General features: G+C 65.1%; 16 protein-coding genes. 3 read left to right on the top strand and 13 right to left on the bottom strand.

What is annotated here, in order from left to right:
• Positions 1-6: 6 nt before the first annotated feature.
• Positions 7-1,041: a YncE family protein gene (locus ACVWWQ_RS10345; protein ID WP_133947605.1), complete on the top strand. Its 1,035-nt coding sequence runs from the start codon at positions 7-9 to the stop codon at positions 1,039-1,041.
• 104 nt (positions 1,042-1,145) lie between these two features.
• On the opposite strand, the gene ACVWWQ_RS10340 is transcribed toward ACVWWQ_RS10345, so the two are convergent.
• The 5 genes from ACVWWQ_RS10340 to ACVWWQ_RS10320 all read right to left on the bottom strand — a co-directional run bounded on the left by ACVWWQ_RS10340 (position 1,146) and on the right by ACVWWQ_RS10320 (position 5,439).
• Positions 1,146-2,099, bottom strand: coding sequence for a glycosyltransferase family 9 protein (locus tag ACVWWQ_RS10340; RefSeq protein ID WP_457383383.1), 954 nt, complete (start codon positions 2,097-2,099; stop codon positions 1,146-1,148).
• Between the two features lie 316 nt (positions 2,100-2,415).
• Entirely contained in the window at positions 2,416-2,892 is a 477-nt protein-coding gene (locus ACVWWQ_RS10335; protein WP_166669697.1) for a DUF2127 domain-containing protein, read from the bottom strand.
• A 68-nt stretch (positions 2,893-2,960) separates the two neighbouring features.
• Positions 2,961-3,269: a PepSY domain-containing protein gene (locus ACVWWQ_RS10330; RefSeq protein WP_099653855.1), complete on the bottom strand. Its 309-nt coding sequence runs from the start codon at positions 3,267-3,269 to the stop codon at positions 2,961-2,963.
• Between the two features lie 113 nt (positions 3,270-3,382).
• The gene (locus ACVWWQ_RS10325) at positions 3,383-4,777 is read right to left on the bottom strand and encodes an ATP-binding protein (RefSeq protein WP_457383382.1); all 1,395 of its coding nucleotides are present in this window, start codon (positions 4,775-4,777) and stop codon (positions 3,383-3,385) included.
• Entirely contained in the window at positions 4,774-5,439 is a 666-nt protein-coding gene (locus ACVWWQ_RS10320; protein ID WP_133947609.1) for a response regulator, read from the bottom strand. The genes ACVWWQ_RS10325 and ACVWWQ_RS10320 overlap by 4 nt, the downstream gene beginning before the upstream one ends.
• Before the next feature lie 303 nt (positions 5,440-5,742).
• Between ACVWWQ_RS10320 and ACVWWQ_RS10315 the strand changes: the two genes are divergently transcribed.
• Positions 5,743-6,486, top strand: coding sequence for a MipA/OmpV family protein (locus ACVWWQ_RS10315; protein WP_457383381.1), 744 nt, complete (start codon positions 5,743-5,745; stop codon positions 6,484-6,486).
• 91 nt (positions 6,487-6,577) lie between these two features.
• Here ACVWWQ_RS10315 and ACVWWQ_RS10310 read toward each other — a convergent pair whose 3' ends face one another.
• The 3 genes from ACVWWQ_RS10310 to ACVWWQ_RS10300 are packed head-to-tail and all read right to left on the bottom strand — an operon-like array spanning position 6,578 to position 8,262.
• Positions 6,578-7,354 (bottom strand): type II CAAX endopeptidase family protein, encoded by a 777-nt coding sequence (locus ACVWWQ_RS10310; RefSeq protein WP_133947613.1) that lies wholly within the window; start codon positions 7,352-7,354, stop codon positions 6,578-6,580.
• Positions 7,355-7,402: 48 nt separating this feature from the next.
• Positions 7,403-7,717, bottom strand: a complete 315-nt coding sequence (locus ACVWWQ_RS10305; protein ID WP_133947615.1) for a non-heme iron oxygenase ferredoxin subunit — start codon at positions 7,715-7,717, stop codon at positions 7,403-7,405.
• Complete coding sequence (locus ACVWWQ_RS10300; protein WP_133947617.1) at positions 7,714-8,262, bottom strand: GNAT family N-acetyltransferase; 549 nt, start codon at positions 8,260-8,262, stop codon at positions 7,714-7,716. Before ACVWWQ_RS10300 ends, ACVWWQ_RS10305 begins: the two co-directional genes overlap by 4 nt.
• A gap of 180 nt (positions 8,263-8,442) precedes the next feature.
• On the opposite strand from ACVWWQ_RS10300, the gene ACVWWQ_RS10295 reads away from it, so the two are divergent.
• On the top strand, positions 8,443-10,476 hold the full coding sequence (locus tag ACVWWQ_RS10295; RefSeq protein WP_133947619.1) for a M13-type metalloendopeptidase: 2,034 nt from the start codon (positions 8,443-8,445) through the stop codon (positions 10,474-10,476).
• Between the two features lie 102 nt (positions 10,477-10,578).
• On the opposite strand, the gene panE is transcribed toward ACVWWQ_RS10295, so the two are convergent.
• The 5 genes from panE to sufC all read right to left on the bottom strand — a co-directional run bounded on the left by panE (position 10,579) and on the right by sufC (position 15,978).
• On the bottom strand, positions 10,579-11,514 hold the full coding sequence (gene panE, locus ACVWWQ_RS10290) for a 2-dehydropantoate 2-reductase (RefSeq protein WP_133947621.1): 936 nt from the start codon (positions 11,512-11,514) through the stop codon (positions 10,579-10,581).
• 1 nt (position 11,515) lies between these two features.
• Complete coding sequence (locus tag ACVWWQ_RS10285; RefSeq protein WP_099653692.1) at positions 11,516-12,430, bottom strand: acyltransferase; 915 nt, start codon at positions 12,428-12,430, stop codon at positions 11,516-11,518.
• 82 nt (positions 12,431-12,512) lie between these two features.
• Positions 12,513-13,757: a cysteine desulfurase gene (locus tag ACVWWQ_RS10280; protein ID WP_099653693.1), complete on the bottom strand. Its 1,245-nt coding sequence runs from the start codon at positions 13,755-13,757 to the stop codon at positions 12,513-12,515.
• Between the two features lie 155 nt (positions 13,758-13,912).
• The gene (gene sufD, locus ACVWWQ_RS10275) at positions 13,913-15,229 is read right to left on the bottom strand and encodes a Fe-S cluster assembly protein SufD (RefSeq protein WP_133947623.1); all 1,317 of its coding nucleotides are present in this window, start codon (positions 15,227-15,229) and stop codon (positions 13,913-13,915) included.
• Positions 15,226-15,978, bottom strand: coding sequence for a Fe-S cluster assembly ATPase SufC (gene sufC / locus ACVWWQ_RS10270; protein WP_099653857.1), 753 nt, complete (start codon positions 15,976-15,978; stop codon positions 15,226-15,228). The genes sufD and sufC overlap by 4 nt, the downstream gene beginning before the upstream one ends.
• Positions 15,979-16,101 lie beyond the last annotated feature (123 nt).

The following is a 16,101-nucleotide window of genomic DNA, read 5'->3' as shown; positions in this document are numbered from 1 at the left end:
ACTGCCATGCAAAGACTGCTTCGTTCCCTCCTGCCCGCCTCGCTGTTGCTGCTGACCGTTCCGGTTGCCGCCAACGCGGCATCGCCTGCCACTCCTGCACCGCGGCTGCTGTCGACCCTGCCGCTGGGCGGCCCGGGCGGCTGGGACTACCTCAGCTTCGACGCACCACATCGACACCTGTTCGTCAGCCGCGGCGATCGCGTGCTGGTGATCGATGTCGATCAGCACAAGCAGGTCGGCACGATTGCCAATACGCCCGGCGTGCACGGCATCGCGATCGCCGATGACTTGCAGCGCGGCTTCACCAGCAATGGCAAGAACGCCTCGGTGACCGAGTTTGACCTCGCCACATTCAAGACCGTGGCGACCATCAGCGGCACCGGCGAGAAGCCGGACGCCATCGTCTATGACCAGCCCTCGCATCATGTGCTGACCTTCAACGGCAAGGGCCACTCGGCCAGCGTGATCGACCCGGCCAAGGGCGCGGTGATCGCCACGATCGTCCTGCCCGGCAAGCCGGAGTTCGCGGTGTCCGACGGCGCCGGTCACATCTACAACAACATCGAGGACAAGTCCGAGCTGGTCGAGATCGATACCGCCAGCAACACGGTGTTGCATGTGTGGCCGCTGGCGCCGTGCGAATCACCCAGCGGGCTGGCCATCGATACCCGCCATCACCGTCTGTTTTCGGTGTGCGACAACAAGGTGATGGCCGTCACCGATGCGCTCGACGGTCATCAGGTCGCCAGCGTGCCGATCGGTGAAGGTCCCGACGCGGTGGTGTTCGATGCCACCACGTCGACGATCTACAGCTCCAACGGCGAAAGCGGCACGATCACCGCCGTGCACCAGGATGATGCGGATCACTACCACGTCAGCGCCACGATCCCCAGCCAGGTCAGCGCGCGCACGCTGGCTCTGGATCCGAAGCTGCATCGGCTTTATCTCTCCGCCGCGCGCTTCGGCACCACCCTGCAGCCGAATGGTCGACATGCCATTGAGCCAGACAGCTTCAGCATCCTGACGGTGGGGCGGCACTGATCGTCGCGACCAACAGCCGGGACTGACTGACCCGATGGAACGCAGACAATGCATGACCCATCCCACGCCCTGCGTGAGGTGGGTCATGCCATGGCAAGCTGCATCTAGGCCACCGGATCGAGCAGGGCCGAAACCCTCGCGGCATTCGCGCGCACCGACAACATGCTGCGACACCATTGCGCGGCGGCGGTCGCCGCCCCCACGGCATCCATGCCGCGCGTGTCCAGCGCCGCATTGGCGCCGCCGTAGGGCGCGTACTTGGCCGGATCGGTGACTGAGAACAATCCCAGTGTGGGGGTTCCGCTGGCGGCGGCCAGATGCATCACGCCGCAGTCGGCGCTGATGACGCCATCCATGCAGGCCGTCATGGCGGCCAGCCGGCGCAGGTTCTGCGAATAGTACGGGGTCAACCTTGAGCCCAGTTGCGAGCGACCATGCGCCGCCAGCAAATCGATCAGCAGCACCTGCGGACACAGCGACTGGAAGGTATCCACGAAGCTTCGCCACCAGTCTTCGCCGTAGCACTTGGCGCCGGTCGCATTGGGGAAAATCGCCACTGTGGGCGCGCCTGGTTCACACGAACCGCTGCAGAGTCGAGCCATGGCCTGGGCCGCCGCATGTCTTTCCTCGGGCGTCAGATCAAGGTTGAGTGGCGGATAGTCCCGCGCGCTCGAACCCGCTCGCGCCTGACGCAGCAGGAACACGCTGCGTTGCGCCAGATGAGCGGGCCACGCCAGGGCATGCCACGCCGATACAGGATTCAACTTCGGATCGGGAAATCCCAGTTTGTATTTTGCGTGTGCCAGCGCCAGCACGATGCGTCCGGACTGGGAGCCGTTGCAGGCATCGATGGCCAGGTCATAGCGGCAGCGCCGCAGGGCACGCAGTACCCCCGCCGACTGCCACAAATGACGGGCGATCTTCCCGGGCAACACGAACACGTTGCGCACGCTGAAGCGGTCGGCATACAGGCATTCCGTGGCGTAGCTGCCCAGAATGTCGATCTCGGCGCCCGGGTAAAGCGTCTCGATTTCCGCAATCAGCGGACTGATCAACACGCTATTGCCAAGCCGGTGATTTGGTCGGCACACCAGCACCCGATGAATGCCGACGCCGGGCAGTCCGCCGGGTTCGCACAAGGCGTTGCCGACCCGGCGGAATCTTCGGCGCAGGACCGATGCCGCCCATCCACGCCCCCGCGCATCCCACGAAATGGCAGCCTTCCGGGAGTCCGCAGCCAGTGACGGCGCGGCAACGAGAGCTCGAATGGTGGCAAAGAGGTTCATGGCACCAGCATGACGCGTCTCGCTTTCAATACGCTTATCGAGCCGTGAGAATCAGGTTAATCGACAGGCGGGAAGCGAAGGCGGCAGCTCATGCCACGGCACGGCGGGACCGCCATTCGACGGCAATCAGCAAAACGATGAAGACATCAAACACGGTGAGAGCGGCCAGCAAGAGTGAAGGCTGCTGCATCCAGCGATAACCCTGATAGCCGATGAAGGCGATCAGGATCCCGATGGCGGCCGGGTAGGACCATCGTGCACCGCGCAACAACCCGGTCACCAGGCCCAGTTTGACGATGCCATGACCGAGCAGATACGCGCCGGCAAAATGGCGGCTGCCAACCGGCAACCCCTGCACCACATGCCGCAGGAAGTTGGCGACGGGATCAGCCGGATCCTCGATCAACTCCCGCCGCGTGAGCCAATGCACGGCCCCCATCAGGGCGGGCTGGGTGGTCAGCAACAACGTGATTCCCGCGATCACCTCAAGCAGGCCATCCAGCCCCTTCAACACGATGCCGGCGTCGAAAGCGCGGTGATAAAGGGTTTTCAGTCGGGGCTTCATGGGCGGCTGGGCGAAACGCGGCGGCGGCCCGGTCACTTGCCTCGACCGGGCCGCCTGGTGCATCGCGCTCAATCGTTGTCCGCGCCTTCTACCGAGTTCTCCAGCACCTTGCCGGTTTTCGCATCCACGCCGACTTCATGCGTGGCCTTGGCTGACTGGATATCGAACGAATAGCGCAGACCGCTGCCACCCGACTCCTGCTCCAGCTCCTGCTTGACCACCTTGCCTGGCCAGGTCTTGAGCGCGATCTGCCGCGCCTGCGTCATGGAGATCTTGGCCTGGGCACTCAGATTGGCCGCTTGCGCGGGCTCGGTTGCCATGGCACTTCCAGCGAGCAGCAGTGAAAGCGACAGGGTGGAGATGAGAAATTTGCGCATGAGCATGCCTTCCTTTCATGGGTGGGAAACTCACCTTGGCACGGCAAACTTTGATCGCGCTTAGCTTCCCTGAGCCCTTCGGTGGCGACCGGGAACGCTCGCCCGGAGCCCTGTCAGCTGGTGCGCGGAATGCTCACCTTCACCCGCAGCCCGCGACCGAACGGCGAGTCGAGCAATTCGATGCTGGCGCCGTGCAACTCGGCCGCCCGTTGCACGATCGACAGGCCCAGGCCGTAGCCTTCGCCGCGCCCGGTGGCCTCACGATGGAAACGGGCGAATACCGCCGCGCGCCGTTCCGGCGGAATGCCCGGTCCGTCGTCGGCCACATCGATGATGGTGAATTGCGCGTCCTGTCCCAGCGACAGCTGTACCTGGCCGCCCGCCGGCACATGACGCATGGCGTTCTCGACAAGGTTGCGCAGCAAGGTCGCCAGTGCCGCCTCGTGGCCACGCACCCACACCGCGGGGTTGTCGTGGGTGAAGCCCAGCTCCGCGCCGCACTCGGCGATCACCGGGGTCAGTTCCTCGATCACGTCGACGGCCACGCCGACCAGATCAATCGACCGACACTGCTCCATGGCCGTGCCGGATTCCAGCCGGGCCAGTGCCAGCAGCTGTTCGACCCGTCGCGCCAGCGCCGCCACGTTGTGTCGCGCACCGGCCAGGCTCGTGGTCGCTTCCACCGGATCGCTGGTCGCAGTGGCGCTTTCGATGTTCAACATGATCGAGGCCAGCGGGGTACGCAACTCATGCGCGACATCCGCACTGAAACGGTGCTCGCGCTCCAGTGCATCGGCGAGACGTTGCAGTTGTCCGTTCAGCGCATCCAGTACGGGACGCAATTCAAGCGGCGCATGTTCCAGCTCAATCGGCTCGCGACTGCCCAGAGGGCGCGAGCCCAGCGCGCCGGTCAGCGACTCCAGCGGACGCAGTCCGCGCTTGACGGCCCAGCCCACCAGCAACCCCAGCAGCGGCAAGCCGATCAGCAGCGACAAGGCATGGTCGAACCACAGTGCACGCAGAATGTCGTGACGGCTGTCGTAGCGTTCGCCGGTACGGATCACCACGCCATCGACATCATCGCGGAGAGTGAACAGCCGCCAGCGATAGCCGCTGGCGTCGATGTCGCGAAAATTCGCGTCGCCGGGGCGAGGAGGTGGCAATGCGGAAAGATTGGTGGTGGCCATGATCAGCCGGCCGGAGGCGTCGAACACCTGGAAGCCGACTTCGGACTCAAATGAATACCGGCGCCTCTGCACGGCCGGCGCTTCCGGGACTTCGATCGGCACCAGCTTGTCGCCCTGATCCTCGCCGCGCAGCGCCTCGGCCCCCTCCTCTCCGATGATGACCTGCAGCGTGCGGGCCGACTGCGCCAGCCTGCCGTCAGACAGTTCGTTGACCTCCTGCATGGTGCGCCGGAAGCTGAGCACTGCCAGCGGCAGCAGCACCGCGATCATCACCAGGATGATCAGCCAGCGCAGCCGGCCGCGCAGGCTTGAGCGGATCACTCGACCTCCCGCGGAATCATGTAACCGAACCCGCGCACCGTGCGCACCGCGTCGTAACCGAGCTTCTTGCGCAGCGTATGCACCAGTACCTCCAGCGCGTTGTCGCCGACCACGTTGTCCAGACCATACAGCGAGTTGACCAAGCTTTCCCGGCGTACCAGCTTGCCGGCACGCTCCATCAGGATCTGCAACAGCGCGAATTCACGCCGGGTCAGCTCGATCGGCTCGCCGCGAAAGGTCACCTGCGAGGTGCCCAGATCGAGCGCCAGCGCGCCGACCTCGATCCGGTTCACTGCCAGACCCTGCGCCCGTCGGCTCAACGAGCGGATCCTGGCGCACAGCTCGTCCAGGTGGAACGGCTTGATCAGGTAGTCATCCGCGCCAGCATCCAGCCCGTGCACGCGCGCCTGCAAGCCGTCGCGCGCAGTCATCACGATGATCGGCGTGCTCACGTGCGCCCGCCGAGCTTCGACCAGCACCTCGAGCCCGTCCATGCCGGGCAGGCCCAGATCCAGCAGCACCAGGTCGGCCGTCTCGTCACGCAACGCGATCAGCGCCTCGCGGCCGTTGCGCAGCCAGCTGACCGTATAGGCAAGACGTTCCAGTGCGCGCTGGATCGCTGCGCCCAGCTGCGGATCGTCTTCCACCAGGATGATGTGCACCTGACCTCCTTCGTGTCACGACGCGGTTGAACTCCAGCCAGCGAACGCCGGAACCGGGCCATTACTATCACGCAACTGGCTTGCAAAACGCTTAGGGGCTGGCCGCATGGACATCCCGCGATTGCCGAATCGCGTGCTTCACGGTCATCGGCAGGCGCGCCACAACGGATGCTGAGCGCCAGGCGATCGCAGCGTGCCGCTTCGATACGCCAGCCACTAGACTTGCGTCCCGTGCCCCAAAGATACATGTCCCGAATGCTCCGGCTCCCGATGCCAAGCCCTCGCCCGTTGGCGGTTGCCGGCATGCTGATCTGCCTGTCCTGGGCTTCAGCATGCATCGGCAGTACTGTCAGCGAGCCGACCTTCGCCGGCGGCGTCGGCGTCGCCCATCTGCCAGACTGGACCGGCGCAAGGACCTCGCGGTCCCAACTGATCCCCTTCATCGACATCGAGATTCCCGGCCACCTGAGCCTGTCGACCCAGGATGGACTGCAGCTCGACCTGATCGGCGGGCACGTGCTGCACGGCGGCATCTACGGTGACTACCAGTGGGGCCGCGAGAGCGCCGATCTCGGCGTCCTGCGCCACAAGATCGCCCCGCTGTCGCCACGACTGACCCTGGGCGGTTATCTGGAATGGCAGCTTGCCCGGCAGATCGACGCCGGCGTCGACCTGAGCCACGACACCGCTGGCGCCGGCGCATACCTCAAGCTCTATGCCGAGTGGGATCTGCCGCCGACCGGACTGCTGCAACATTCGCTGCAGTTGAGCTGGCAGGCGATGAACGGCGCAGCGATGAATCGCTTCTTCGGCATCAGCCCGGCCCAGGCAGACACGCTGCAAGTCCGGCCGTGGCGTCCGGGCGCCGGCAGCCAGCTTGCTTCACTGGAATACGATTTGTTCATGCCCACCAGCAAACATACCGGCTTCGCGCTCGCCGTGGCTTACGGACAGCTGCTTGGTGCTGCCGGCAACAGCCCGCTGGTGACAGGTTTCGGCTCCCGCTCCCAATGGAACGAGTCGCTCGCCTTCATCTACCATCGCTGACGACCATTTGCGGTCGGTCCGGCGTGATGGGGCCTCGATCGCAACCTCGCGCTTGCACGCTTTCTTCCACCAGGATGATGTGCACCTGGCTTCACCGCGTCCGCGATTGCGCGCCGACCGCGAAGGGTCGCGACTTCGGCAAAGCCAGGATCAGAAGCAGCATCAGCAGGTGCGCGCCGATCGAGAGAAAGGGAGCCGCCCGCGCATCGACAACCGTCGCCGGCAGCAACGCGTCCACCAGTCCGTTGCCCAGGTTCCAGCCCCAATGCAGGCCCAGCGCCGCCCACAGGCTGCCACTGCGCGACAGTGCGGCGGCATAGGCCAGGCCAAAACAGAACAAGGTGAGCCACTCAAGCGGCCCGTCGGCAAGACGATAGACATGGTTGAGTACATAGATCGCGCTGGAAGCCAGCACGAACACCACCCCGCCGCGCCAGCGGATGTCGGCGGCCCGATACCAGAAGCCGCGCGTGAGGATGTCCTCGGCCAGGGACGCCACGAAAGTGGAAATCAGCAGCAATGGCAGCCCGGGCAGCAGGCTGGCCAGGCCCCCGGAAGTTGCCTGCATGTCGGGTGCGTATACACCCCAGGTCAGCCCAAGCCATACCGCAGCGAACTTCGCCAGCACCGCCAGCAGCAGACCGGCCGGCAACCAGGTCTGCCAGCCGTGGCGCCGGGTCAGCGCGTACGCGCCGTAACCGCGATAGCCGAGCCAGCGCGACAGCGGCCATGCCAGGGCCACGCATGAAAGCATCAGGCCAGCCTGCACCGGACGGCTGTGCAACCAGCGCCCGCCCACGCCTTCGGCCGACTGGTACAGCAACCACAACACGACGAATACCCACACCGCCCGCCAACGGTTGTTCATGGCTCCCCCTGCCCCATCGTTACCGGCAAACCCCGGCATCGCAGGATATCAGCGGTCGTCGCGAGTCCAGATGGCGCCGTCTTCCTCGCGCACCGGGAAGCTCGCGATCGGCTCGTAGGCCGGCGGTTTGGTCACCACGCCGGTACGCACGTCGAACCGCGCACCGTGTCGTGGACACTCGACTTCGAAGCCGAACACCTCGCCGCCGGCGAGGTCACCGCCGTCGTGGGTGCAGGTGTCCTCCACCGCGTACAGCGCGCCATCGATGTTGTACACCGCGATCGGCGTGTCGCCATCCCACACCACCTTGTATTCGCCCGGCAGAAATTCGCTGCGCGTGCCCACTTTCACCCAGCCGTTCACGCCGCCACCTCGCCGAATGCCTTGAGCAACACTTCGAAACGCAAATCGTCGCGGCGCGGGATGCCGAAGCGCTCGTCGCCGTAAGGGAAGGGTTGAAACTCGCCGGTGCGGCGATAGCCGCGTCGACCGTACCAGGCGATCAGTTCCTCGCGCTGCACGATCACCGTCATGCGCATGCCGCGGCAGTGCCACTCGTCGCGGGCGATGCGTTCGGCCTCGGCCAGCATCTGTTTGCCCAGGCCACCGCCCTGCTCGGCCGGATCGACGGCAAACATGCCGAAATAGCCGGACTCGCCCTGACGTTCCACATGGCAACTGGCCAGCAGCCTGCCGTCGCGTTCGGCCAGCAGGATGCGACTGTCGGGTCGGCCGATCACCTCGGCGACATCGTTGGCGTCGGTGCGCCGGCCGTCGAGAAGGTGCGACTCGGTGGTCCAGCCCCGCAAGCCGGACTCGCCACGATAGGCCGACTCGACCAGGGCGACGATGGCATCGACGTCGGCGGTGACGGCGGTGCGGAAAACGGCGGGGATCTGCGTATTCATCGCGGAATGATAAGACGCAACCCCGCCGTCGACCATGACCTGAAGCAGCCGCGACGCAAACATGACCTTCGACACTGTGCGCCATCGCCCCCATTTGCGAGCTTGACCGTTTGCCGATTCATGCCGCTCACCCGACATCGTCGGGGTCCACCCGGCGCGGCTCATGAAAGGGGATTCCATATGCATCGTTATCTGAAGCCGCTGGCCTTCGCGGTCGCCATGACACTGGGGACTGCCGCGACCGCTGCGCCCTCCACCGTGTTCGACGTCCACGAACTGGATACCGGCATCAACGCCTGCAACGACTTCAACGGCTTCGTCAACGCGAAATGGGTGGCCGCCCATCCGATCCCGAACGACCGCACGCGCTGGGGCTCGTTCGACGCGCTGCGCGAGGACAGCCTGAAGGTGCAGCGCAAGCTGGTGGAAAATGCCGCCAACCAAGCGGCCAGCGCGAAGCCCGGCTCGATCGAACAGAAGATCGGCTACCTGTACGCCTCCGGCATGGACGAGGCGGCCATCAACAAGGCCGGCTTCGACCCGATCAAGCCGACGCTGGCGCGCATCGACGCAGTGAAGAGCGGCTTCGACGTGGCCGCCTACATCCGCGACAGCTACGCCCAGGGCCAACCCGTGCTGTTCGGCTTTGGCGGCAACGCGGATTTCAAGGATTCGAACCAGGAAATTGCCTATGCCGGTCAGGGCGGACTGGGCTTGCCGACCACCGACTATTACAGCAAGCCGGACTTCGCCGGGATCCGTACCGCGTACCTGGCGCATATCGCCAGGATGCTGGAACTGACCGGCATCGGCAAGGCGGACGCGAAGAAGCAGGCAGCCGCCGTGCTGAGCTTCGAGACGCGCCTCGCGGCGGCGTCGCTGCCGCGCGTGGAAATGCGCAAGCCGGAAAACCGCTACCACTTCGTCAGCATCGCCGAGGCCGACAAGGTCACGCCGGGCTTCGACTGGGCCGCCTTCTTCAAGGCGCAGGGCGCCGACGTCACCAAGGGCTTCTCGCTGTCGCAGCCGAAGTTCTTCGCCGAAATGCAGAAGATGCTGGACGACGTGCCGGCCAGCAGCTGGCAGGCGTATTTCCGCTACCACGCGATCTCCAATGCGGCGCCGTATCTGTCGGCCCCGTTCCAGCACGAAGACTTTGCCTTCGAGCAGCAGACGCTCAACGGCCAGAAGGAAATGCAGCCGCGCTGGAAGCGCGTGCTGGAAACCACCAATGGCAGCATGGGCATGGCGCTGGGCCAGCTGTACGTGGTTGACAACTTCCCGGCCAGTTCCAAACAGCGCGCCGAGGAGCTGGTGAAGAACCTCAGCGCGGCATTCCGCACGCGCATCGAACAACTGGAGTGGATGAGCGACGCGACCAAGCAGAAGGCGCTGCAGAAATGGGCCACCTTCGTGCCCAAGATCGGCTACCCGGACAAATGGCGCGACTGGTCCGGACTCACCCTCACTCCGGACAACTTCTACGCCAACGTGCAGGCGGCGCGGCAGTTCAACTACGCCTGGCGCGTGGCCAAGATCGGCAAGCCGGTGGATCGCGACGAATGGGGCATGACGCCGCAGACGGTGAACGCGTACTACAGCGCGCAGAAGAACGAGATCGTGTTCCCGGCAGCGATCCTGCAGCCGCCGTTCTTCGATGCCAACGCGGATGACGCGATCAATTACGGCGGTATCGGCGCGGTGATCGGCCACGAGATGGGTCACGGCTACGACGACCAGGGCAGCAAGTTCGACGCCAGCGGCAACAACGTCAACTGGTGGACGGACGCCGACCGCACCGCCTTTGAAGCACGCACGGCAAAACTCGGCGCACAGTTCGACGGCTACGAAGCGCTACCCGGCAAGCACGTCAATGGCCAGCTCACCATGGGCGAGAACATCGGCGACCTGGGCGGGCTCAATGCGGCCTATACCGCACTACAGATGGCCCTGGCGAAAAATCCGGCCGAGGCCGCCAGCAAAATCGACGGTTACACCCAGGACCAGCGCTTCTTCCTCAACTGGGCCCGCGTGTGGCGCGGCAATATCCGTCCCGAGGCGCAACTGACCCTGCTCAACACCGACCCGCACGCCCCGGCGAAATTCCGCGCCATCGGGGCGCCGTCGAACATGCCGGAATTTGCCAAGGCGTTCCAGTGCAAGCGCGGCGACGCGATGGTGCGTGATGACGAGACGCAGGTGAAGATCTGGTAACCCGCTGCGTCTGAGGCCACTCAAGCCGCGGCCGCAGGGCCGCGGCTTTTTTCTGCGGCCCGTTCATGCGAGCCATGTCGCCGCGCGGCTGACGAAGAAGGATCAGCGGCGGGAAGCCGGTGCCCGCCCGGCTTCGTAAACCTTCAGATGAGCGTAAACGGTGGCCAGCAGCGCGGCTTGACCACCACCCTGTTCGGCACGCGCCAGCATGTCACCGACCACGTGATCGGCCTCGATCAGATAACCCTGCTGCAGATCGCGCAGCATCGAGGCGGCCAGCTGCGAACCCGCTTCCCCCAGGATGCCGCGGGCACGGGTCAGCACGCGTTCGTCCGGCGCATGGCCGGAAGCTTCCGCCACCGCCCGACACTCCTCCAGCAGGGCCAGCGCCGCCGCCCGTCCACCGGGGGCGGCCACGATCTCGCCGATCGAGCCGCGCATCAGGCAGGTGATGCCGGCCAGCGTGGCCAGGAAAATCCACTTGTCCCACATGTCCTGCACGACGGTATCGCTCGGCCGCGAGTCGAAACCCGCATCGGCGAAGGCTTCGGTGATTGCCCGCATCCGTGGCGAGTTGCTGCCATCACGTTCGCCAAAGGTGAGGCTGTGCATTTGATTGAGGTGTTGCACGACGCCTTGCGCATCGAGCGTGGCGGATATCACGCACTGACCGCCCAGCACACGCTGCGAGCCGAAGGCCTGGTCCAGCAGATCGAGCTGCCGCATGCCGTTGAGCACCGGCAGGATTGCGGTCTGCGGCCCCACTGCCGGCGCGATGTCGATGATCGCCTGTTCCAGCGCATACGCCTTGCAGCTGACCACGATCAGGTCGAACGGCTCATGCAACTCGCTGGCCAGCCGGGTCGGTGGCGCGGCCAGTTCGGCGTCGCCGCTGGCACTGCGGATGATCAGGCCATGTTGCGCCAGTTGCTGCGCCCGCCTTTCGCGCACCAGGAAGGTCACGTCGCGCCCATGCTGCAACAGGCGTCCGCCGAAATAGCCGCCAGTGGCACCGGCACCCACGATCAGAATGCGCATGTCAGTCTCCCGTCGACGCGGCTTCCGCCACCCGTTGCATGCTTGCCGCCTGCGCGTCCTTGTCGCTCCACAATCCATTCATCCAGGCCTTGACGCGGCCACGAAACGCCACGTCGTCGTCGTAGCTGCCGATCAGCCCGGCATCGATCGGACGTTCACGCACGTGGACACGAATGTCGTGCACGCGACCGGCAATCAAGTCCATCATCGTGCAGGGGCCCTCCGGATAGACGATGGTGACGTCGACAATCGCATGCAGCGCCTCGCCCATGGCATCCAGCACGAAGGCCACGCCACCGGCCTTCGGTCGCAACAGGTAACGGTACGGCGAGGACTGTCCGTCGTGCTTGGCCTGGGTGAAGCGCGTGCCTTCGGCGAAATTCATCACCGAAACCGGCATGTGGCGGAATTTCTCGCAGGCACGTCGGGTCGCCTCGCGATCCTTGCCCTGCAGCTCGGGATGACGCAACAGGGTTTGCCGCGAGTAGCGTTTCATGAAGGGAAAATCCAGCGCCCACCAGGCCGGACCCAGCAGGGGCACCCAGATCAGCTCCTGCTTGAGGAAGAAACGCAGGAACGGGATGCGCCGGTTGAACACCTTCTGCAGTACCGGAATGTCCACCCAGCTCTGATGGTTGCACAGCACCAGATAATTGCCGTCGCGGCGCAGGCCTTGCAATCCGTCGACCTGCCACTGGATGCGGGTGAACAGCTTGAACAGGAAATTGTTGACGCCGATCCAGCTTTCCGCGATGCCGACCAGCACGCGCGAAAGAAAGCTCCGCACGCCGGCCAGCGGAACGATCACCTTGACCAGTGCCAGCGCGAACAACGGCAGCACGTGGACCAGGATATTCAGCAGGAGCAGCAACATCGCCAGCGGGATGCGCAGTACGTAGGGGAAGGAAGCAAACATGGGCAGGTTACGCGATGGAAGCTGGCGACCATGATGCCTTGCGCGGGCCGGAAGAGCCATGCTCGCCCGCGCCGGCCCGGGGTCACATCAGCAGCTTGCGTACCTTGAGCAGGGCCACGATGAAGGCGTCCACCTCCTCCCGCGTGTTGTAGAAGGCCAGCGAGGCACGCAAGGTGGACGGCACGCCGAAGAACTGCATCAGCGGATGCGCGCAATGGTGTCCCGAACGCACCGCGACCCCTTGCAGATCCAGCAGGGTGGCCAGGTCGGTGGCCTGCGTGCCCTCGATCAGGAACGAGATCACCGGCTCCTTCTCGGCCGCTTCGCCGATGATGCGCAGGCCGGGGATCTGGCGCAGGCGTTCGGTGGCGTAGTGCAGCAACTGCTGTTCCCACGCGTGAATCGCCTCGAAGCCCACCGACTGGTAGTAATCGATCGCCGCCGCCAAGCCCACGAAGCCGGCGATGTTGGGCGTGCCGGCCTCGAACTTGTGCGGTGGCGCCGCAAACGTGGTGCCGTCAAAGCGCACCTCGCGGATCATCTCGCCGCCACCGAAGAACGGTGGCATCGCCTCCAGGTGTTCCCGCCTTGCCCACAGCGCGCCGGTACCGGTGGGGCCGAGCATCTTGTGTCCGGTAAGTGCATAGAAATCGCAACCCAGCGCCTGCACGTCGACCGGTCGGTGCGGCACCGCCTGGGAGCCGTCAACCAGCAGCGGGATGCCGCGCTTGCGGCACTCGCGCGCGATCTCGCGCACCGGGTTGACCGTGCCCAGCACATTGGAGACCTGGGTGACGCAGGCCAGTTTCACCTCCGGCGTCAGCATCGCGATGTACTTCTCGACGATCAGTTCGCCACGCTCGTTGATCGGCGCAGCCTTCACGGTGGCGCCGCAGCGCTGGGCCACCAGCTGCCACGGCACGATGTTCGCGTGGTGTTCCATCACCGTGGTGAGGATCGCGTCACCCGCCTGCAGTCGCGGCAAGGCGAAGCTGTAGGCCACCAGATTGGTGGCTTGGGTGGTGCCCGACGTGAGGATCAACTCGTCGCGCGATGGCGCGTTGATGAAGGCCGCCAGCTTGTCGCGTGCGCCCTCGTAAGCGGCGGTGGCTTCCTCGCCGAGCTGGTGCACGGCGCGCGACACATTGGCGTTGTGCTCGCGATAGTGGGTGTTCATCGCCTCGATCACCGACAGCGGCTTCTGGCTGGTGTTCGCGTTGTCGAAATATACCAGCGGCTTGTCGTGCACCGTGCGCGCCAGCAGCGGAAAATCCTCGCGAATGCGCTGGACGTCGAAGACCGTGGGTGGGCTGGTTTGGGCGTTCATGATGGCGTGTTCGCTTCGATGAGGTTTGGCGCGAGAGTGGCATGGTTACTGCGTTGCTTCGATGAAGCTGCACGTCGGCGTGGCCCCTCACCCCTACCCTCTCCCCGCGGTGGAGAGGGTTTTCCGGGTTTCGATCTACTTCGCGGCGCCGTGGATCAGGCGCCAGGCAATTGCGCGATCAGCAGAGCGGACAGATGTTCGCGCAATTCGGGGTTCGGCAGGTCATCCAGCACCGCGCGACAGAACGCGGCGGTCAGCAGGGCGCGTGCCTCGGCCAGCGGAATGCCGCGCGAGCGCAGATAGAACAGCGAGCGCTCGTCGAGCTGACCGACCGTGGCGCCGTGGGCGGCCTGCACTTCGTCGGCGTAAATCTCCAGCTCCGGCTTGGTATCGATCTCGGCACCCGGCGACAACAACAGGTTCTTGTTGCTGAGGCTGGCGTCGCTGCCATCGGCACCCGGCGCCACCACGATGGCGCCGCGGAAGACACCACGCGCGCGGTCGTTCGCCACGCCCCGCCAGTTCGAACTGGACGTGGTGTTCAATGCCTGATGGCGGATCGCCAGCTGGGTGTCGATGTGCTGACGGCCATGCGGCATGAACACGCCTCGCGTGGTCAGCCTCGCTTCGTCGCCCAGCAACCCGACTTGCAGGTCATGGCGCACCAGCGCGCCACCGAGCTCGACCATGTGCACGGTCGCCTCGCTGCGCGCATGCACGCGCAAATGACTGTGGCGAATCAGGTTCGCTGCCGGCGCCGCATTCTGCAGCACAAGGTGGTGAAGCTTCGCCCCCTCGCGCACATCGATGTCGCTGACGAAAGTCGCCAGTTGCGCCTGCTCGCCGCCGCCCAGGTGTTGTTCGATCAGCGTGAGCGAAGCTCCCTCGCCCAGCTCGATCAGGTTGCGCACGTGCCAGGCCAGTTCCGACTCGCCATCGGCACCCACGAAGACCAGGTGCACCGGCTGCTCGATGGTCGTGTTGGCGGCCACCCGCAGCAACATCCCATCGGCAGCATTGGCCGCGTTGATTCGCGCGAACGCATCAGCCGCTCCCGACACGTTCGCCGTGGATCGCGACCAGCTGAAGCGCAGCGGTTCGGCGTCGTCCAGCAACGCCTGCGAAAGCGACTGCAGCACGAGCCCGGGGGGCAGAGCGCCGAGCGTCGACAGGTCGGCACGAAACGCGCCGTTGACGAACACCAGTCGCATGCCCTCGACACCGGGCAAACTCAGCAGCGAGGCATCGATGGCGCGCCCCTGGGCGGCCGCGTCGCCGTGCGTGAAGCGACGCTGGGCCAATCCGCGCAGCGCCGTGTACTTCCACGCTTCGACCCGTGTATCGGGCAGCCCGCCGGCCGCAAACGCCTCGCGATTGTCCTGTCGCGCCGCATCCAGCCAGGCGATACCGCTGGCCGGCAACGGCGCATCGAGCAAGGACTCCAGCAACGGCAGCGTGGCCGTCTGGCTCATGCCACCGCTCCCTGTTTGATGCCCGCGTAGCCCTGCTCCTCCAGCCGCAGCGCCAGTGACTTGTCGCCACTCTCGACGATGCGACCATCGGCCAGCACGTGCACGAAGTCCGGCACCACGTAATCGAGCAGGCGCTGGTAATGGGTGATCATCAGGAACGCGCGTTCGGGTGAGCGCAGCATGTTGACGCCCTGCGCTACCTGCTTCAGCGCGTCGATGTCCAGGCCCGAATCGGTCTCGTCGAGAATCGCCAGTTGCGGCTCCAGCACCGCCATCTGGAAGATCTCGTTGCGCTTCTTCTCGCCACCGGAGAAGCCCTCGTTGACGGCGCGATGCAGCAGCTCGTCGGAAATCTGCATCACCTTCAGCTTCTCGCGCACCAGCTTGAGGAACTGCATCGAATCCAGTTCCTTCTCGCCGCGCTGCTTGCGCTGTGCGTTCAGCGCCGCGCGCAGGAAATAGGTGTTGTTGACGCCGGGAATTTCCACCGGATACTGAAACGCCAGGAACACGCCGGCGGCAGCGCGCGCTTCAGGCTCGAGTGTCAGCAGGTCGATGCCGTTGTAGGTGACCGTGCCGGCGGTCACTTCATAGCCGTCGCGACCGGACAGCACATTGCCCAGGGTGGATTTCCCCGCACCGTTCGGCCCCATGATCGCGTGCACTTCGCCCGCGTTCACTTCGAGGCTGAGCCCCTTGAGGATTTCCTTGCCCTCGACGCGGGCGTGCAGGTTTTCGATTTTCAGCATGGTCATGAGATTGCCTGACAAGTAACTCTTGAATGGTTCGCTGGAGCATCGCGTTTTCGTGATCGAACGTTCGCGACTCAGCGCAGCATGTGACATACGTCGTGGTCGCGCATGGAATGAAGC

Source organism: Rhodanobacter sp. TND4EL1 (assembly GCF_054061035.1).
The sequence above is the reverse complement of the archived record's forward strand: the minus strand, read 5'-3'. Positions and strand labels throughout refer to the sequence as shown.